The sequence below is a fragment of the Haladaptatus rarus genome, assembly GCF_054177585.1.
The window spans coordinates 1-17,514 of sequence record NZ_JBPEHG010000004.1; the positions used below are offsets into that span (position 1 = coordinate 1).

The 17,514-nt window shown below is 61.0% G+C and carries 13 protein-coding genes, 1 tRNA gene and 1 rRNA gene; 5 read left to right on the forward strand and 10 right to left on the reverse strand.

The window, feature by feature from the left end:
• Positions 1-137: 137 nt before the first annotated feature.
• The 3 genes from ACR3FE_RS11140 to ACR3FE_RS11150 all read right to left on the reverse strand — a co-directional run bounded on the left by ACR3FE_RS11140 (position 138) and on the right by ACR3FE_RS11150 (position 3,059).
• Positions 138-209, reverse strand: a tRNA-Ala gene (locus tag ACR3FE_RS11140).
• 123 nt (positions 210-332) lie between these two features.
• Positions 333-1,804 (reverse strand): 16S ribosomal RNA (locus ACR3FE_RS11145).
• Positions 1,805-2,750: 946 nt separating this feature from the next.
• On the reverse strand, positions 2,751-3,059 hold the full coding sequence (locus ACR3FE_RS11150; RefSeq protein ID WP_458207203.1) for a non-histone chromosomal MC1 family protein: 309 nt from the start codon (positions 3,057-3,059) through the stop codon (positions 2,751-2,753).
• A gap of 253 nt (positions 3,060-3,312) precedes the next feature.
• Here ACR3FE_RS11150 and ACR3FE_RS11155 point away from each other — a divergent pair, with 253 nt between their 5' ends.
• Positions 3,313-3,510, forward strand: coding sequence for a hypothetical protein (locus ACR3FE_RS11155; protein WP_007982308.1), 198 nt, complete (start codon positions 3,313-3,315; stop codon positions 3,508-3,510).
• Positions 3,511-3,556: 46 nt separating this feature from the next.
• Positions 3,557-4,615: a quinone-dependent dihydroorotate dehydrogenase gene (locus tag ACR3FE_RS11160; RefSeq protein ID WP_458207204.1), complete on the forward strand. Its 1,059-nt coding sequence runs from the start codon at positions 3,557-3,559 to the stop codon at positions 4,613-4,615.
• Between the two features lie 12 nt (positions 4,616-4,627).
• On the opposite strand, the gene ACR3FE_RS11165 is transcribed toward ACR3FE_RS11160, so the two are convergent.
• The 3 genes from ACR3FE_RS11165 to pheS form a co-directional block, all read right to left on the reverse strand.
• Positions 4,628-5,086: a GNAT family N-acetyltransferase gene (locus ACR3FE_RS11165; RefSeq protein WP_458207205.1), complete on the reverse strand. Its 459-nt coding sequence runs from the start codon at positions 5,084-5,086 to the stop codon at positions 4,628-4,630.
• A 278-nt stretch (positions 5,087-5,364) separates the two neighbouring features.
• Positions 5,365-7,077: a phenylalanine--tRNA ligase subunit beta gene (pheT, locus tag ACR3FE_RS11170; RefSeq protein ID WP_458207206.1), complete on the reverse strand. Its 1,713-nt coding sequence runs from the start codon at positions 7,075-7,077 to the stop codon at positions 5,365-5,367.
• Positions 7,077-8,585, reverse strand: coding sequence for a phenylalanine--tRNA ligase subunit alpha (gene pheS, locus ACR3FE_RS11175; RefSeq protein WP_458207207.1), 1,509 nt, complete (start codon positions 8,583-8,585; stop codon positions 7,077-7,079). Before pheS ends, pheT begins: the two co-directional genes overlap by 1 nt.
• Before the next feature lie 319 nt (positions 8,586-8,904).
• Here pheS and ACR3FE_RS11180 point away from each other — a divergent pair, with 319 nt between their 5' ends.
• Positions 8,905-9,540 (forward strand): class I SAM-dependent methyltransferase, encoded by a 636-nt coding sequence (locus tag ACR3FE_RS11180; RefSeq protein WP_458207208.1) that lies wholly within the window; start codon positions 8,905-8,907, stop codon positions 9,538-9,540.
• A gap of 829 nt (positions 9,541-10,369) precedes the next feature.
• Positions 10,370-11,533 carry an HD domain-containing protein gene (locus ACR3FE_RS11185; RefSeq protein WP_458207209.1) on the forward strand — a complete coding sequence of 388 codons (1,164 nt, stop codon included), beginning with the start codon at positions 10,370-10,372 and terminating at the stop codon, positions 11,531-11,533.
• Between the two features lie 14 nt (positions 11,534-11,547).
• On the opposite strand, the gene ACR3FE_RS11190 is transcribed toward ACR3FE_RS11185, so the two are convergent.
• Genes ACR3FE_RS11190 through ACR3FE_RS11200 form a run of 3 tightly spaced genes read right to left on the reverse strand, consistent with a single transcriptional unit; the run spans position 11,548 to position 14,857 of the window.
• Positions 11,548-12,459: a carbohydrate ABC transporter permease gene (locus tag ACR3FE_RS11190; RefSeq protein ID WP_458207210.1), complete on the reverse strand. Its 912-nt coding sequence runs from the start codon at positions 12,457-12,459 to the stop codon at positions 11,548-11,550.
• A 36-nt stretch (positions 12,460-12,495) separates the two neighbouring features.
• On the reverse strand, positions 12,496-13,446 hold the full coding sequence (locus ACR3FE_RS11195) for a carbohydrate ABC transporter permease (protein ID WP_458207211.1): 951 nt from the start codon (positions 13,444-13,446) through the stop codon (positions 12,496-12,498).
• Between the two features lie 4 nt (positions 13,447-13,450).
• Complete coding sequence (locus tag ACR3FE_RS11200; protein WP_458207212.1) at positions 13,451-14,857, reverse strand: extracellular solute-binding protein; 1,407 nt, start codon at positions 14,855-14,857, stop codon at positions 13,451-13,453.
• A gap of 230 nt (positions 14,858-15,087) precedes the next feature.
• On the opposite strand from ACR3FE_RS11200, the gene ACR3FE_RS11205 reads away from it, so the two are divergent.
• A complete protein-coding gene (locus ACR3FE_RS11205) occupies positions 15,088-15,348 on the forward strand; it encodes a DUF8028 family protein (RefSeq protein WP_458207213.1) in 261 nt (86 codons plus the stop codon).
• Between the two features lie 66 nt (positions 15,349-15,414).
• Here ACR3FE_RS11205 and ACR3FE_RS11210 read toward each other — a convergent pair whose 3' ends face one another.
• The gene (locus ACR3FE_RS11210; RefSeq protein WP_458207214.1) at positions 15,415-16,791 is read right to left on the reverse strand and encodes a right-handed parallel beta-helix repeat-containing protein; all 1,377 of its coding nucleotides are present in this window, start codon (positions 16,789-16,791) and stop codon (positions 15,415-15,417) included.
• Between the last annotated feature and the right edge of the window lie 723 nt (positions 16,792-17,514).

The window sequence follows — 17,514 nt, forward strand, 5'->3', positions numbered from 1 at the left end:
CGTCCCGGTGGTCGCCAAGAGCGTGCGTCGAACCCTTCCCAACCACGCTTTCGCGGGATGGTGCATCGGTTAGCTTCGGGATAGTTCGTTTCGCCCCCTTGTACTTAAGGGGAACGATTGCGAACTACACCGAGTCATGGACCCACTGGGATTCGAACCCAGGGCATCCTCCTTGCAAAGGAGGCACTCTACCACTGAGCTATGGGCCCTCCTCGCCTCACGGCGAGGGGTTGTGTTAACCCTGGCAGTTCAAAGGTGCCTGGCCAGAAATGTGGCCGAGGTGTCGAATACAGCAAAGGTGGGTCAGGCGCGTCGGCCTGATCCCGATCGTTAGGAGGTGATCCAGCCGCAGATTCCCCTACGGCTACCTTGTTACGACTTAAGCCCCCTTGCGAAGCCCAGATTCGACCATCGCATGATGGCCTCATCCGGACCTCACTCGGGTGCTTTGACGGGCGGTGTGTGCAAGGAGCAGGGACGTATTCACCGCGCTCTTCTGAAGCGCGATTACTACCGAATCCAGCTTCATGAGGGCGAGTTTCAGCCCTCAATCCGAACTACGACCGAGTTTAGGAGATTAGCGCCCCCTCTCGGGGTGGCTTCCCATTGTCTCGGCCATTGTAGCCCGCGTGTAGCCCAGCTCATTCGGGGCATACTGACCTACCGTTGCCCGTTCCTTCCTCCGCTTTAGCAGCGGCAGTCCTCCTAATGTACCCAGCCACCACAAGGGTGCTGCTGGCAATTAGGAGTGCGGGTCTCGCTCGTTGCCTGACTTAACAGGACGCCTCACGGTACGAGCTGACGGCGGCCATGCACCTCCTCTCAGTAACTCTGGTAAGCTCATCAAACTGACCTTCACCGCTACTGTCGGAGCTGGTGAGATGTCCGGCGTTGAGTCCAATTAAACCGCAGGCTCCTCCGGTTGTAGTGCTCCCCCGCCAATTCCTTTAAGTTTCATCCTTGCGGACGTACTTCCCAGGCGGCTCGCTTCTCGGCTTCCCTACGGCACAGCACAGGCTCGTAGCCTGTGCCACACCTAGCGAGCATCGTTTACAGCTAGGACTACCCGGGTATCTAATCCGGTTCGTGACCCTAGCTTTCGTCCCTCACCGTCGGATCCGTCCTCTCGAGGCGCTTTCGCCACCGGCGGTCCGTCCAGGATTACAGGATTTCACTCCTACCCCAGACGTACCCCTCGAGTCTTCCGGTCCCAAGCCGACTGGTTTCCGCCGGACGCCTGCTCGTTGAGCGAGCAGATTTCCCGACGGACCTGTTCGGCCGGCTACGGACGCTTTAGGCCCAATAAAAACGGCCATCACTTGAGCTGCCGGTATTACCGCGGCGGCTGGCACCGGTCTTGCCCAGCTCTTATTCGTGTACCACCTTACGATACACAAAAGCGAGGACTTTATGCCCTCGCACTTGGAGTTCCCTTATCGCACTGTCGTGCAGTGTAAAGTTTTCGCGCCTGCTGCGCCCCGTAGGGCCTGGATTCTTGTCTCAGAATCCATCTCCGGGCTCTTGCTCTCACAACCCGTACCGATTATCGGCACGGTGGGCCGTTACCCCACCGTCTACCTAATCGGCCGCAGCCACATCCTATAGCGCCGGAGCGTTTCCGGCTCCTTGCATTCCAGCATAGGAGCGTTATCCAGTATTAGCCTCAGTTTCCCGAGGTTATTCTGGTCTATAGGGTAGTTTGACCACGTGTTACTGAGCTATCCGCTACGAGTCTAAACTCGTGCAACTAGCATGGCTAAATCGAACTCCAATAGCAATGGCCTCCGGCAGGATCAACCGGAATGGTTGCCGAGCATACTGCTCGGTGGGTCTGGCGGAGACATGCTAACGCATGTACTCTGTACATTGGTCGCATTGCTTGGTCCGTCAGTTCGACGACCCCGAGCCATATGACTGGCCAGGTGTCACCGAACTGCCAGGGCTAACATCAGATCCCATCATTTACGGAAGACCGCAGGGGTGGAATCCTCATTTCCTTCGGACTTATTGGTAGGCGAGGACAGGTATTAAACCCATCGAAGCGCCGGCGAGATGCCGACGCGCAGAGCCACCGAAGTCCGAGACTGCGGAACGATTTGAACGCTCCGCGAATCACGTCGTATCTTTCTTCGCGTTTTTATCCAAACGCCCTCTTTCACTTAAGGGCGTCGGATTCCGCTCGCCCCGAGCGGTTGACCGCCCGGGGCGTCTTCGTACCCAATCCGAGTGCCCTGTATTACTTAAAGGCACCGGATTGGATGCTTTTGGACGTCCCAAACCAAGAGACGTCGTCCACATCATTTCCGAGTGACCCCGTATACTTAAGGTCGTTGGATTGGCTTTCGTTCGCCCGAACCGCGACACCGCCGCATTTAAAGGCGTCGGATTCAGGCGGCCACCGAGTGGGGTAACCACCCGGCGGCGTTCACATTTCTACGAAAGGCGGAGTTACACTTAAGACCGTCGAATGCGAAGCTCTTCGAGACAGATTGACTAGCACCACGACCCACACTGCGAACAGCTGGGAAGTAATTCAGGATACGAGTCGAGAGATGTAGCGCGAGTGGAGGCCGATCCGTCATCCTACGCTTCGTGCGCTTCGTCCGGTCGGATGTGCCCCGCGCACCCGTACTCTCGACTACGGGGAGAAAAGTCTTTCAGATACCTCGGTTGCTCTCACGTGCGCACGAAGATTCACTAGTAGTCGAGCGACTTTCGATAAAACACGTAGGTAGTTGAGTACGCGCGATTCACTCGTCGAGATGCTCGATGCCCTGCTTGGAGACGTTCGCTTCCGTGATCTCACTCGGCATCCAGTCGGGTTTGTCGTCGGGAGCTTCCTCGTGCCATGCCCAACCTTCGTAGATGTGCACTTTGTCTGTCCCCTTCTCTCGAAGACGGAGTTCGGTGCGGTCTGCTTCGTCCTCGGAACTGCCCGGATCGAGTCGACGCGCCGCTTTGAGTGCAGCTTGTCGGGGCGTGTTGCCTGAGAAGACGCTCGATTCCTCACCGCCGGCTTCGCGAAGTGCGAAGTTACGCTTACCATCGTCACGTACCATGGTTTTCTCCTCCATGCCAACCCAGCACAGGGGTCATTATAAATATATCGCCGATATGAGCGGTTTCCAGCGATAGATATTTATACCAGAATTCCGCTGTCCCGTGATTTTCGACCCATTACAACCCTGTGTCCGTGCCGAGCAAGGTAAGTGGCTTCGGTACATAGGGGTGGCCGAAAACAGTCGAAGTAGGATAATATAGTAGAAAACACTTAAGTACATCCTACGGCGAAGGACTGCATAAGATACCGCGATGGTACGGAAAAAGAAGCTCAGCCCGAGTGGCGCGAAAGACGAAGACGGCGAATATCACAACGTCCACGTCAACCTGCACGAAGACGAACTTGCCGTTGCAGGCATGGAGATCGGCGACGAGGTCTTCGTACGAGTTCGGGAAGACAAGATCATCATCCAGAAGGCTGATAAAGACGAGGTCGAGCACGAATTCTAGCGCCGCGGGCCAACCGCAGGCGATGTATTTCTCCACTGGTAGAACGATGAACGGATACGACGCCGTCAGGCCACTGTTGTTTCAGTTCCCTGCAGAGACCGCTCACAGAGCCGTACACACGTTGCTCAGAGGCGTCCAGCGAACGCCAGCCGAGCGACTACTCGAAGCGCACTACCGCGTCGACGATCCACGACTGGCCGTCGAGGCGTTCGGCCAGACGTTCCCGAATCCGGTCGGCGTCGCCGCAGGATTCGACAAGAACGCACAGATCCCCTCGGCACTCGCCAGCCTCGGCTTCGGTCACGTCGAGATAGGTGGCGTGACCGCCGAAGCGCAGGCAGGCAACCCACGACCCCGGATGTTCCGTCTCCGCGAGGACGAGGGCATCATCAACCGAATGGGGTTCAACAACCACGGAGCCGACAGGATCGGCGCGCGTATGGCACAGCAATCGCTCCCGGATGTCCCGGTCGGTGCCAACATCGGGAAGTCGAAGACGACTCCACTCGAAAGCGCCGAGGAAGATTACCTGTACACCTACGAGCGAGTGGCCGTGCACGCGGATTACTTCGCCGTAAACGTCTCCAGCCCGAACACGCCGGGGCTACGCGAACTCCAGAACCGCGAGAACCTCGAACGAATCCTGACGACGTTGCAGGACGCAGGCGCGAGTCCACTGCTCGTGAAGCTCTCGCCCGACCTCCCCGAACCGGCCATCGCCGACGCGCTCGACCTCGTGACGGAACTCGGACTCGATGGCGTCATCGCCACGAACACATCAACCGAACGCCCGGACAGCCTCCGCAGTCGCTATCGCCACGAAGAAGGCGGTCTGTCGGGGCGACCCATCCAGTCACGCGCGACGGAGATGATCCGCTTCGCCGCCGAGCGCGTGGACGTACCAGTCATCGGTGTCGGCGGCATCTTCACCGCCGAGGACGCCTACCGGAAGATTCGCGCCGGAGCGCACGTCACTCAACTCTACACCGGTCTCGTCTACCGCGGGCCATCCATCGCCTGCGACATCAACGAAGGATTGCTGGAACTGCTGGAGCGCGATGGCTTCGACACCATCGAGGACGCGATCGGCGCAGACCTCGACTGAACGCATCTCTCCTCACGCAGACCGAGCCATCGGCAGAAACTCGTACTCCCCACCGTTCGTCTCCTGCAGGAAGGTTCCGACGCGCTCGAAGCCGACCGACTCGTAGACCGAGATGGCTCGTTCGTTGAACATCGCCACTGCCAGGGCGAACTCGTCGGGGTCGTACGCCGTCCGCGCGAACTCCAGACCAGCCTCGACGAACGATCCACCGTGTCCTCGCCCCGTCAGGTCGGGATGCATCCCGAGTCCGATATCGAGAGTTCCGTCGTCTAACTCGAACGAGAAGAAGCCGACGCGCCCCTCGTCCGGGTCGAACACGGCGTAGCGGTCGTCCCAGTTGTCGGGGTCCGTGAACCACGTGAGGTCGTCGGGGTCGCTCACCACGTCGTAGAAATCGAAGGGCGGATCGTAGTGCCACGAGACGATGGCGTCCACGTCCTCGGCGGTGAAGGAGCGAAACTCGTAGTCCATACGCCGATAGTCAGAGGGGAGGGTGTCAGTCCTTTCTATCGCCCTCCGACGACGGCCAGTTCTTTCTCCTGCCATCCAAGGCAACTACTCCGGCGCGCGGGAGCGATGCGAACGGCGAAGCCGTGAGCAGAGCGACTCGTGCGAAGGGTGAGCACCACAACGGAGTGAGGAGCGCAATCGGTTGGGGAGGCGTGTGGCTATGGCGGTTGCGGTCGGGTGGAATGAAAGGGGCCGGGTACTGGACGAAGCACGACGACGAAAGCGATGAGACAGAAACCCTACTCCAGTGCGTCGAGCCGGAACTCGAACCCGGTCACGGGCAGTTCGAGGTCGTGTTCGACGAGCACTTCGGGATGGATCTCGCCGACGACGCCGACCGTCTCGCTGTTCATAACCACGCTTGCCGCGCGCCCGGAGATGAACGACGGGTGCTCCGTGGGCGGCGTCTCCAGTTCGGTGTCGAAGTTCCGCGCGATGGCTTGCAGACGCGCTTTGGCGTCCTCGTAGGAGGCGTCATGGCGTGCGAGGACGCCAGCCACGGTGCGGTGTTCCTCGACGCCCGTGTTCTCCGAGTCGTCCACCTGTGCCGCCAGGCCGATTTCCGCGAGGTCTTGCGGGTACGAGCGGTGGGTGTTGCTCTCCAGCACCATCATGAGTGAGGGGAGCGCCCACGTCCGGAGCATCGTGTAATCCTCGCTGTAGGGATTCTTGATGCTCGCCGGGGTGCCGCCGCCGACCACGTCAGTCTCGGGTTCCACGCGCATCCGACCGTAGTTCTCCTCCTCACTGATCATGTGGAAGTTGAGCAGGTCTTCGAATCCCAGTCCGACGAGCACCTCGCGGGCCGCGTCTTCGAGTTGCGAGCGTTCGTGTCGCCCGCCGACCGTCCCCACATCGGGGTACCGCGGCGAGAGGTCGTTGAAGCCGTATGCTCGACCGATGTCGTCCACGATGTCGACCGGGTGGAGTACGTCCACGCGGTAGGGTGGTATCTCGACCTCGTAGACGACGCGGTCGTCTTCCTCGCTCGCCTCGCCCGACAAGCCGGAGCGTTCCAGCAGGTCGAGCACTTCGTCAGGCCCGAAGTCGATGCCGAGCAGCGTCTCGACCTGTTCGTGGGTGACTGCCTTCGTCGTCACGTCGAGGTCCGGCCGAACCAGTGTGTGGTCTGGATACTCGACCTCGACCTCCTCGATGGTCGCGGCACGGGCGTCCAGCGCGTAGCAGATGATGGTACACATCTTGTCGATGGTCCACTGGTCGGTGCCGGTGAGTTCGATGAACAGGTCGCGCGAATCCGTCGAGACCTCGGTTCGGCGACCGTTGATGACCGGCGGGAACGAGAACAGGCCGATGTCGTCGTAGATGGCCGGGTAGCGTTCGTAATCTTCGACGAGGTCGGCGTACTTCTCGCCGGTCTGGTGGGAGTGCAGGACTTCTTCGGGCGTCATCTCGGCGTCCGCATCGAGGGGAACGAATCGGTCGCCGTCCGGTTCGACACCGACGTACTGGATGGTGTTCCCGCCCTCGTCGGTGGCGGACGAGCCCTTCAACATCGTCAGGTCGTGGATGCCGATCGCGCCTTTCGCACGCTTCCGACCCATCGTCGCGTGCAGTTTCTCCTGGAGTTGGATGAGCGAGTCGAGCGCCTCTTCACTGAGGTTCACGCCGCGGGCGATGGCACCAGTGACGTAGGGGCGTTCGTCCGGGACGCTCTCGTCCACGACGATAGACCAGTCCGGGTCGTTCGGTTTCGGGGTGTAGATGCCGCGGTCGTCGCCGTACTGGTAGCGCAGCGACCGCGCGACACCTTCGATGGAGAGTCGGTCGAGACGGTCGGGCGCGAACTCCAGTTGCATGTCGCCATCCTCCGTCTCGCCCTCGTACTCCAGGCCGAGTGCGAACAGGTCGTCTTTCAGTTCCTCGTCGTCTTTCTCCTCGTGGCCGGTCAGTCGGCGCAGTTCGTCCGGGGAAACGTCTACGGTTGGCATCAGTGAATCACCTCCACGTCGCGGAGCAGTTCCAGGTCACACAACGTTCCGTGCACGTCGCGGATGTCCTCGAAGCCGTACATCAGCATGAGCAGGCGTTCGAGCGCCAGCCCCCACGCCATCACGTCGCACTCGACGCCGAGGGGTTCGAGCACCTCAGGCCGGAACATCCCGCTGTTGCCGATCTCGATGAGTTCGCCCGTCTCGGGGTGGTGGCCGAACAGCTCGAAGCTCGGCTCCGTGTACGGGTTGTAGTGGGGTTTGAACTGGATGTCGGTGATGCCGAACTGCTCGTAGAACTCCTCGAAGGTGCCCATCAGGTCGCGCACCGAGAGGTCGTCGGCCATCACCCAGCCCTCGATCTGGAAGAACTCCAGCAGGTGTGTCGGGTCGAGGGTGTCGTTGCGGTACACCTTCTCGACGCTGAAGAATCGCTTCGGCGGTTCGAGGTCTCCGATGGCGTGCCCGGAGAGATAGCGCATCGAAAGCGACGTGGTGTGCCCGCGAAGCGCGATGGCTCGTGCGAACTCCTCGTCCCACGGCGAGTGGTACCCGTCGCTGTCCTCGCCGATGCCTTCGAGGTGTGCCCGGCGAACGCGCTCGACGAGGTCGTCCGGCAGGTCACCGATCTCGGTCGGGTTCGACAGCGCGAACCTGTCCCAGTGGGTGCGTGCCGGGTGGTCCTGGGGCATGAACAGGCAGTCGTTGATCCAGAAGTCCGCGTCCGCGTGCGGCCCATCCATCTCCTCGAAGCCCATCCCGACGAGCACGTCCTTGACGCGATTCGCCGTCTGCCGGAGGATGTGAACCTTCCCGCCGTCGATCCGCTCGGCGTCGGCGGCGACGTTGTACTCGGCGAACTCCACGTCGCGCCACTGGCCGGTGGTGAGCATCTCGGGGGTCAACTGCCCGACCGTCTCGGCGGCTTCGACGCCTTCCATCATCGCCGTGACGCCCTCGCTCGTGAGCGTGACCGAGCGAACCGTCGATTCGGCGCGCTCGACGAGACCGCGGCTCTCCAGTTGGTCGAGTGTGTCGGCGTCGTCCATCGACTCCCCGGCGGCGAGCGCGGAGAGGGCAGTCGCCTCTTCGTCCGATTCGGGGTCGGTATCCGGATTCGCCGATATCTCACCGCTGTCGATGACGCCGTATCCTTTGCGGGCGTAGTTCGAGAGGGCGATGTTCACCTGTGGCCCGCCCAGACCGGACTGGCCGATGGCCTGCCCCATCTGGATCGGGTCGTCGTCCGCTCCGGCGGCGAGCGCCGCCTCGTAGAGTTGGATCTCGGGAAGGCTTCCTTCCGCGTACTCCTCGCCCTCCTCGGTCAGCGAGACGGATTCGTCGGTTCGTTCGTCGACGGAAAGCAGTCCTTCGTCTTCGAGTTCGAAGACCGCACCCGTCGCCGTCTCGGGTTTCAGCCTCGCCTTCGCGGCGAGTTCCTCGATCGTCTGTGCCTCGTTCGCGCTCGCGGCTTCGAGCACCGCGACCTGAGATTCTGGTAGTTTCATCTGCTCTCGGTAGTCGTTGGTCGTATGTCCCTGTCCGGCGGTTTAGCCCTTCTGAAGACTGGGCGAACTGCGTGCGGTTTCGTCCTCCCACCGCGAGAGGACTCCACCGCGCGCTCAGACCGCGCTAAAAAAGCCGAATCCCGTCGCTGGTCGTCGTTCGACGGCGATACTGCCACGCAGGGATTCGGATGGCATAGTCGAAAGGTTGTTCAGAATCGACAAAAACGTTGCGGAGAACCGGTCGAAAGCGGTCTGGGGAGCATGAAACAGACCGAACCGTTCCGGAGGAACTTACCCTCTGTCCTGCGATAGGTGAGCCATGATGGACTGGGAGCGGTTCTACCGACGGGCGGACTACGACCGCTGTGCCTACATCGGCGGCGAGCGGATGGCCGACCTCGCGGCGCGATTCTTCGACCGCGTGGGTCAACCCGACGATTTCGCCTCGGTCGGCTGTGGCCCGGCGGTCGTTCCCTTCCGTCTCGCGGAGCGCTACCCCGACACCGAATTTTTCGGCTTCGACGTCTCGGAGACCGTCGTGGAGGATAACACCGAGCAGGCAGAAGAACGCGGTCTGGAAAACCTCCACTTCGCGGTGGATTCACTCCCCGACCTCGACACCGCCCGCCGGTTCGACGTGGTGTACTGCGTCGCCACGCTCTACTTCGTGGAGGAGCCACGACGCGCCATCGAGAGCCTGTACTCGCGGGTACGGGACGGTGGGTATCTGGTGTTGAACTTCCCGAACGAGGAGAGTCAAGCGATGTTCGACAAGGAGTTCGAGGGCAGAAAGCGCGAGTCCTTCGAGTTGGTGCTGGAGGGTGAGAATCTGATCGACGAGGACGTGGTTCGGGAGGTTACGGGGGCCGAGACACGGAGTTACTGGGAGCTTGTCGATGCAACCGACGAGGAGTTCGTCGATTCTTCGACACCGTGTGTCGTCGTTGAGAAGTGACGGCCAATGGGGTGGTTGGGAGGTAGTTTTTGCTGACCCTAGTACTAACGCGGTGACTACCTTGAAAGCCTTCAGACGATCTCAGTACGATGAACGAACTACCGCAATGAGGTTGCCCCAGAAAGCCCTCGGGCGCTACGCTTGCGCGCCTCGCTGCGCGCTTCACCTCACTCGTTTCACTCGTTCGGTTCCAGTGCTTGCGTCGTCGTGCTTCGCGTACCACCCTCGCCCTTTCAGTCCGCCAGGAATCCCTAGGACGGGCCGGGGAGCTTTTCGTGATTGATAGGTGTGGATGCTCGGCGGCTGGTCGGACATGCGTGCGGTGGCGCGCAACGGCACGCCCGGAGGGCGTGCCCGCGCGAGGGACGACTGAGCGGAGCGAAGGAGGAGGCTGGGGAGGAACGAGGCGCGGTTGCGGCTGCGGGACTGTCTGGGTGGACTGAAAGGGGCCGCCGTCTCGGCGAAGGACGGCGAAGTAAGCACCGCAAGGCGAGGGAGCGGAGCGACTGAGCCGAGGAGCGCAGCGAGATCGCCGCGAACGAAGTGAGTGGCGGGCAGCGAGAGCGAAGCTCACGCGTGTCGCCCGAGTCGAAACGGCGGGGGCTTTCGGGGTCACCGTCACTTCGGTAGCTCGTCCATCGTGGAGAAACCGACCACGACATTCTTAGACAACACCACGACGAAAACAGCGAAGACACTATCAACGGTTTGTACTGAAATGTACTAACTAGTACTGCCCAGAAGACACCAAACCGCACGAACCGACCCCACGTTCGAAATCGGAGAATCGGACGTTTTACCCAGTCACCACCCCAACTCCCACCACTCTATGCAGGCCATCAAGGACAGCGTTCACGACTACGTGGAGCTCCCGCCGGTCGCCGAGGCGTTGCTGGATACGGCTCCCATCCAGCGACTCCGGCACATCAAGCAGTTGAGTACCGTCCGGCTCGTCTACCCCTCCGCGAACCACACGCGATTCGAGCACAGCATCGGGGTCGCCCACCTTGCAGGGCGAGCACTCTCCCGGCTCGGTATCGAGGGTCAGCGGGCCAAGGCGGTACAGGCCGCCGCGCTCCTCCACGACGTGGGGCACGGTCCCTACGGCCACCAGACCGAGGGCATCATCGAGCGCCGACTGGGGCGACACCACGACGAGGTCGAGGATTTGCTCGCAACGGGAGAACTCGCGGACGTGCTCGAACGTCACGACCTGAACCCCGACACGGTCGCCGCGCTCGTCGCGGGGGAGGGCGAACTCGGCCAGATCGTGGCGGGCGAACTCGACGTGGACAGGATGGACTACCTCGTCCGCGACGCCCACCACACGGGCGTTCCCTACGGGACCGTGGACTACGGGCGACTGCTCGGCGCGCTCCGCTTCGCCGACGAGAAACTCGTGCTCGCCGAGGGGAACGTCCAGACTGCAGAGAGCCTGCTGGTCGCCCGCGCGCTGATGAACGCGACGGTCTATCGCCACCACGTCTCCCGAATCGCGGGAGCGATGCTCGAACGGACGAGCGAGCGTCTGCTCGATTCGACCGACTGCACTCCCGAGGAGTTCCGACGGTTCACCGACGCCGAACTGCTCGCCGCACTCAGAGCGTGCGAGGAGACGAGCGAGATGGCCGACCGGATCGCTGGTCGAAACCTGTTCAAGCGCGCCGTCTGGACCGAGTGGGATGCGGTACCAGAAGAGGTCGTCACCGCAGACCACGAAGCGGTGCGCGAGTTCGAACGCGACATCGCAACCGAGGCGGGAGTGTCATCGGGCGCAGTCCTGCTCGACAACCCCGGCGAACCGAGTATGCCCGAGTCCTCCACGCGCGTCGTCGTCAACGGTGAAGTCCGGCGGTTGGCCGACCAGTCGCCGCTCGTTCAGGGACTACAGGCCTCCCAGCGAGCCCAGTGGCGGTTGGGCGTCTACGCACCCGACGAGCACATCGATGCGGTCGAAAACGCGGCGAACGCGGTACTGAATCTCACATCCTGAGCGCATCCGGACCATCACTCCTTGAGCGCGCCTGCCGTCAGTCCACTCACGATCCGCTCCTGTGCCACGACGACGAGGATAGCCACGGGAAGGACACCGACGATGCTCGCCGCTGCCATCAGGTTGTAGAACGCCTGGAACTGCCCCTGATAGTTGAGGATTCCCCAGACGATAGGTGCCCAGTGTTGTGGCTGTCCGTCGGTCATCAGGAACGAGAAGAAGAACTCGTTGTACACAGAGATGAAGGTCAGCACGCCCGCCGTGGCGACACCCGGTGCCGAAAGCGGCATGATGACACGAAACAGCGCCCCGATCCGCGTCGCCCCTTCGACCCGGGCGGCGTCTTCCAGTCCATCCGGTATCTGTCCGTAGAACGTCGTCAGGATGAACACCGAAAGTGGCATGTACAGCCCGCTGAACGGTGTGACGAGCGCGCCGGGCGTGTTGAACCAACTCGGACTCGACACGCCCAGCACGGAGACGTTACCGGTGAAGAAGTTGAACAGGGGCAGGATGAACGCCGCTGGCGGGAAGTACGACGTTGCGAGCAGGACGACCAGGAGGACGCCTTTCCCGCGGAAGTCCAACCGACCGAAGGCGTATCCCGCGAAGCTCCCGACGAGCAGGATGATGACCGTCGTCGTCAGCGCGATGGCGATGCTGTTGAACATGTACCGGTGGAACGGGATGAGCTGGAACATCTCGACGAACGCGCCGGGATTGAATCCCTTCGGGACGAGACCCATATCGACGATCCGGTCGCGCGGCGTCAGCGCGAGCACCAACAACCAGTAGAACGGAAACAGCGTCGTGACGATGAAGAAGATGGCCGCGACGTAGAACATCGCACGATACGCTCGTCGTGGGTTTCGAATCGCCCCCTGCACCCAGCGCGTGTACGGCCCATCGGTGTGTTCCTGTGCCATAGTCGTTCTGTTCCTGTACCGTCGTTCCCTGTCTGCTCACAAGTCCGCATACCGGACGATGTAGACGAACGCCACCGTGCCCACGATCCCCGCCGTGATGAACGCCACCGCCGCAGACGTGCCGAATCGGCCTGCACTGAACGTATTGACAACCAGACACGAGAGCGTCGGAATCGTGCTACAGCTCGATACCGTCTCGACGATACCGAACACGCGCATCGCCTGTATCGTCCGGAACAACATGGCGACGAGCAGCGTCGGCAAGACCAGCGGAAACGTGATGTACTTGAACTGCTGCCATCGCGACGCGCCCGAGACGCGCCCGACCTTGTACAGCGTCCGGTCGATGCTCTGAAGCCCCGCGAGGATGAGCAGGGCCATGAACGCCGAGGTCTTCCACACGTCGGCGACGATGATGATGATGAGCGAATCGACGCTGTTGATGAGCGGCGTCGCCGTGAAGATGCCGAGATCTTGCATCACGCCGGTTCCGAAGCCGATGCCGGGCTGGAAGATGAGGAAGAAGATCATCCCCTGGATGGCGATCGGCACCGCCCATGGGATGATGATGGCCACGCGAACCCAGCGCCGTCCCCGGAAATCCTGATCCAACACGAGCGCCTGTCCGAAGCCGACGAGCGTTTCGAGCGTCACCGAAACCACCGTGAAGATCAGCGTCACGATGACGGCGCTGGTGAACGGTTGACTGAAACTGATGAACGGACTGCCGAGGATGCTGTCGCGCGCACCCGACAGGAGCGCGCGGTAGTTTTCGAGTCCGACGAACTCGCCGACGTAGCCGCCACCGAAGAGGTTGTCCGCGTGCAACGACAGCTCGAACGTCCGAATCAGTGGCCAGAACGCCATCGCTCCTACCAGCAGAAACGCCGGAAGGATGAGGAGATAGGCGAACTGCTCTTCGTCCAACCGCTCCGTCCAACTCGCTGGCGACGTCACCAGCGTCCTGACGCCGTACTCGCTGCTCATCCGGTCAGACGCTCCCCTCGATGTCCTGAAGCGTGCTCTTCAACTCAGACATCGCCTGTTGCGGTGCCTGCTGTTGTGCGAGCGCGGCATTTGCGCGGTCGGCGATAGCGGTCGATTCGTCCGGCCAGACGACGGTGACGGGTCGCGGAATCGCATTCTCTCCCGCGATGCGGAGCGTGTCGATATGATCTCCCCAGACGTCCACCTGCTTCGCTCGCTGGGTCTGCAGGTAGGAAACGTCCGAGGGGAAGTAGCCCAGACTACTGAACTCGAAGTTGCGGAACGCCGGTTTCGTGACGGCTTCGAGCACCTGCACGGCGGCCTGCTGGTTCTGCGAGTTCGGATTGACCGTGAGATGCCAGCCACCGAGTGCCGCCGCCGTCCCGCCGGTTCCGTCGTACTTCGCCTGGCCCGGTTGCACACCATAGGGCATCGGCATGACGCCGAGTTGGTCGCCGAACTTCTGGGCCGCCTCGAACAGCCCAGACGGCCACCAGCGCATCGCCACGGCGTTCTCGTTCATGAACGCCGACTGCGACGGCCCTTCCGTCCACTGGAGCACCGCCTGTGGCGATATCTGGCGGTAGCCCTCCAGGGAGTGCTGATCGTTCTGTCCGTGGACGAACGTTCTGCCCATCCGGAGTGCCTGGATGACCGGCTGCTCGTCCACCGTGACCGGTCGATCACCGACCGAAGTGAAGAGATTGTCCCGGCCACCAAAGTACGCGCCGCCCCACGAGGTCAGGAGTTCGTTGAACGTACAGCACGACAGCCCTTCGTAGGCGTTCGCCTGCCAGGCGTAGCCGTACTGTGCGTTCGCCTGATTCTTCGTCTCGGCGATCACCCGCGAGAACTTCTGCCACGACATCGGTTCGGTGTCCCAGTTTTCACCCTCCGGGTCGAATCCGGCGTCGGTCACCCAGTCTTTGCGATACTGGATGGTCGGCAGGTCGGTGAAGTACGGCACACCGTAGAGGTCACCGTTCGGTGCCGACGCGGTGTTGACGCTAGCCTGGAAGTTGTCCTGTTTGATGCGCTGTATCGCGTCCTGTGACATCGCCTGACTCAGATTGGCTATCTGATTGCGCGCGATGAACGGTATCGTCCACCCGCTGTCCATCCGAAGGATGTCAGGCTTGTTCCGCCCCGCCTGCAACCACTGACGATACTGTTGCTGAACGTCACCCGAGATGTCGGAGGTGCTGATGACCTCGACCTGGACGTTCTGTGGCAAGCCCGCATCCTGAAGTGCCTGATTTATGTTTCCGACGTTCTGTTTGTCGACCTGATTGCCCGCCCACTGGATCGTCGTCTGTTGCTGTCTGGTCGCTGTCGCGATACCGGAAAGACCGGTTAGTGCCCCGGTCGCCCCCACTGTCCGCACGAACTGTCGTCGCGTCGGTCGTGTCATATGTTCCCCCACCGCGCACCGATACCAGTGGAGGCTCCAAAGGCATTACTCATCAATAGACACGATTCGTATCATAATCAAATCGTGTCCGGCTGTTGGTTGAAACGACGGCTGAGAAACTGGGGAGTACCCGACTGATTCGAAATTACTCGGTTATCGGCTCAGTTATACGGTCGGTTATATTCCTTATGTGACGAATAATATTCAGGAATATCGTCGTGGATTCGAATATGTCCACGATAGAACTCGTTAGCACGCTCGCCGCACAGATCGCTGCCATCCCCTTCCAGTTCGTCCAGTTCGTCGGTTTCTGGATGTCCGTGTCACTCCCCCTATTCTACATTCCGCTCCTCTACCAGGGGATGGAACTCGGCGTGACCGTCTTCGTCGGGGTGCTGGCAGTCCACGTCGTTTCACTCGTGCTCGGACACGGGTACGGGCGCGAGGACGCGGGCACGGGGACAGGTGCAGATACGGACGCGAGCGCGTGAACGTCGGCACATGCTGGCACGTACTCGCTTGACGCGTGGCAGGTACAGATCACCTGACGCGTGTGCTCACGCTCCTGCAGCTGCGACCGTGGCGTTCTCCAACCACGAATCGAATCTGACGTTCGATTCGCCCGGCATCGAAGGATTCTCCGAGACGGCGTCGCCGTCACCGTTTGCGAGTGTTCCCGTCACTGGATCGGCGATCGGCGCGGCGGGATCGCCGGAACTCGACGGGCCGTTCGCTGCACCCCAGTAGTTTCCGCGTGCGTCGACCACCGACGAGTTGTCGTTCAGGACGCCGAAGCAGTCGTTCTCCTGGATCGTGTTCCCTTCGACGACGGCGGTCGCAACCGGGAATCCGGATTCGAAGTGGACGCCCACGACGTTCTCGGCGATGTGATTGTCTCGGACGGCGACCGGGCCACCCAGGTCACCCACCATGAACCCCCGGCGGACGACGATACCCTCGTTGGTTCGTTCTATCCGATTGTTCTCGATGGTAACGTCTTCGATGCCGATGATCTCGACGCCGCGGTCGCTCTGACTGATCTCGTTTCCGACGAGCGTAGTGTTCTCGGCATCGAAAGCGATCCCGACACCGGTTCCGTCCGTGACGCTCGAATCCTCGGACGTGTTCGAGTCTCTCGTCTTCGAGATCTGGTTGTTCACCAGACGGACAGCATCTCCACCGGAAACCCGAATAGCGAAGTCTTCGTTCTTCGTGAGGGTGTTGTTCTCGACCACGGTTCGGTCGGCGTCCACGTTGATTCCGATGTTGAAGCTGACGAAGCCGTCCTTCGGTTGTCCGGCGACCTTCGTCACGAGGTTATCCGCGATGGTGACGTTCGAGCCGAGGACGGAGATCCCCCGGATTCCGCCCCGGATGTCGTTGTTCGAGATCAGCAGACCATCGCTCCGTGCCGAGATGGCAGTACCTCCTATCCGTTGGAAGGTGTTGTTGGCGATGGTGTTGTTCCGCGATTCGAGGTCGGTAAGCGAGTACAACTGGATGCCGTCACGCGAGCGATGATCCACCACGTTATCCACGAACCGGAGGTTCGAAACGGCGGTGAGGTCTGCCGCCTCGTTCACGCCACTGAAGCGTGACGAGACGACGGTGACGTTCTCCGCGCGGCGAAGCTCGATACCCTGCGTCCAGTCCGACAGTCGAACGTTCTCGATCCGAAGATCCGTGATCGAGATCGATTCGGCATCGGTCACGCCGATGCTTCGGCCCTCTCCATCGCTATCGATGGTGTGGCCCTGCCCGTCCAGCGTCACGTGGGTGGCGGCGACGACGATGCAAGCGTCCGCAGGACTGTTTCGGATGTTCTTGGTGAGAACGTATTCGCCGGGTGTGGAGATGGTCGTACACGAATCGATCTCCGTCGCTCCAGACGAGGTCGGAGCACCGCCCAGCGAGGTCGCTGGGATCGTTCCCACGAGGATAATCAGTACGATGACAACAACAGAAGGTTTGTGAAACATACCGTATACCTAATCGTCGAGAAAGATGATAAAACAATCCGCAAAGTTGTGAAAATACTCGTTAAAAGGACTTTTATTTGGAATTTTCGGCACTGGACACGACAGACGTGCTCGATTCGCTGCGCTCGATGCACATCTGGATTCAAGCCAGTCGGGAACGGGGAGGGGATTTTGTATCGTGGTATGCGGTTTATCCTCTTCGTTTAAATAGGGACGTCCGACATACTGAACGAGTCGCGAACGGCCATTTCACGGCTAATATCCGTAAAATAGGGACCACACCACTGCCGAAGTGGTCACAGGCCACCCGACGATCGTGCAGTCGTCTCCTTCCTCACCGGGAGGAGTGTCGAGATTACGACGATCGAGGAGACGAGGATGAGAGTGGTTCGCATCGAGTTCGGACAAAGAAGTTCCCGAGGAGGACACCCACCCCGAAAGGTCGATCTGCTGCGACGGAGTCGAGAGCGGGTGGTTCGTCGTCTCTGCTCACGCGAATCGAGAGGTTCGCGGGCGCTGTTTCGCCAACCGAGGAACTCGTCTGGGTCCGATGAGTATGCTCGTGACGAATGAAATCGGGGGATTTCCCCGTCGATCGAAACCGACACAGTCACCAGTTCTTTCGCAGATCCAGGAGAGGTCGTTCTTCGGCCCCCGATTCGACAGAGACCGGCGCAG

Coding starts and splice junctions, on each gene's coding strand:
- ACR3FE_RS11165 (WP_458207205.1), bottom strand. CDS start 5,086: ATGGACTACGAGTTTCGCTCCTTCACCGCCGAGGACGTGGACGCCATC.
- ACR3FE_RS11180 (WP_458207208.1), top strand. CDS start 8,905: ATGATGGACTGGGAGCGGTTCTACCGACGGGCGGACTACGACCGCTGT.
- ACR3FE_RS11150 (WP_458207203.1), bottom strand. CDS start 3,059: ATGGTACGTGACGATGGTAAGCGTAACTTCGCACTTCGCGAAGCCGGC.
- ACR3FE_RS11205 (WP_458207213.1), top strand. CDS start 15,088: ATGTCCACGATAGAACTCGTTAGCACGCTCGCCGCACAGATCGCTGCC.
- ACR3FE_RS11185 (WP_458207209.1), top strand. CDS start 10,370: ATGCAGGCCATCAAGGACAGCGTTCACGACTACGTGGAGCTCCCGCCG.
- pheT (WP_458207206.1), bottom strand. CDS start 7,077: ATGCCAACCGTAGACGTTTCCCCGGACGAACTGCGCCGACTGACCGGC.
- ACR3FE_RS11195 (WP_458207211.1), bottom strand. CDS start 13,446: ATGAGCAGCGAGTACGGCGTCAGGACGCTGGTGACGTCGCCAGCGAGT.
- pheS (WP_458207207.1), bottom strand. CDS start 8,585: ATGAAACTACCAGAATCTCAGGTCGCGGTGCTCGAAGCCGCGAGCGCG.
- ACR3FE_RS11160 (WP_458207204.1), top strand. CDS start 3,557: ATGAACGGATACGACGCCGTCAGGCCACTGTTGTTTCAGTTCCCTGCA.
- ACR3FE_RS11155 (WP_007982308.1), top strand. CDS start 3,313: ATGGTACGGAAAAAGAAGCTCAGCCCGAGTGGCGCGAAAGACGAAGAC.
- ACR3FE_RS11190 (WP_458207210.1), bottom strand. CDS start 12,459: ATGGCACAGGAACACACCGATGGGCCGTACACGCGCTGGGTGCAGGGG.
- ACR3FE_RS11200 (WP_458207212.1), bottom strand. CDS start 14,857: ATGACACGACCGACGCGACGACAGTTCGTGCGGACAGTGGGGGCGACC.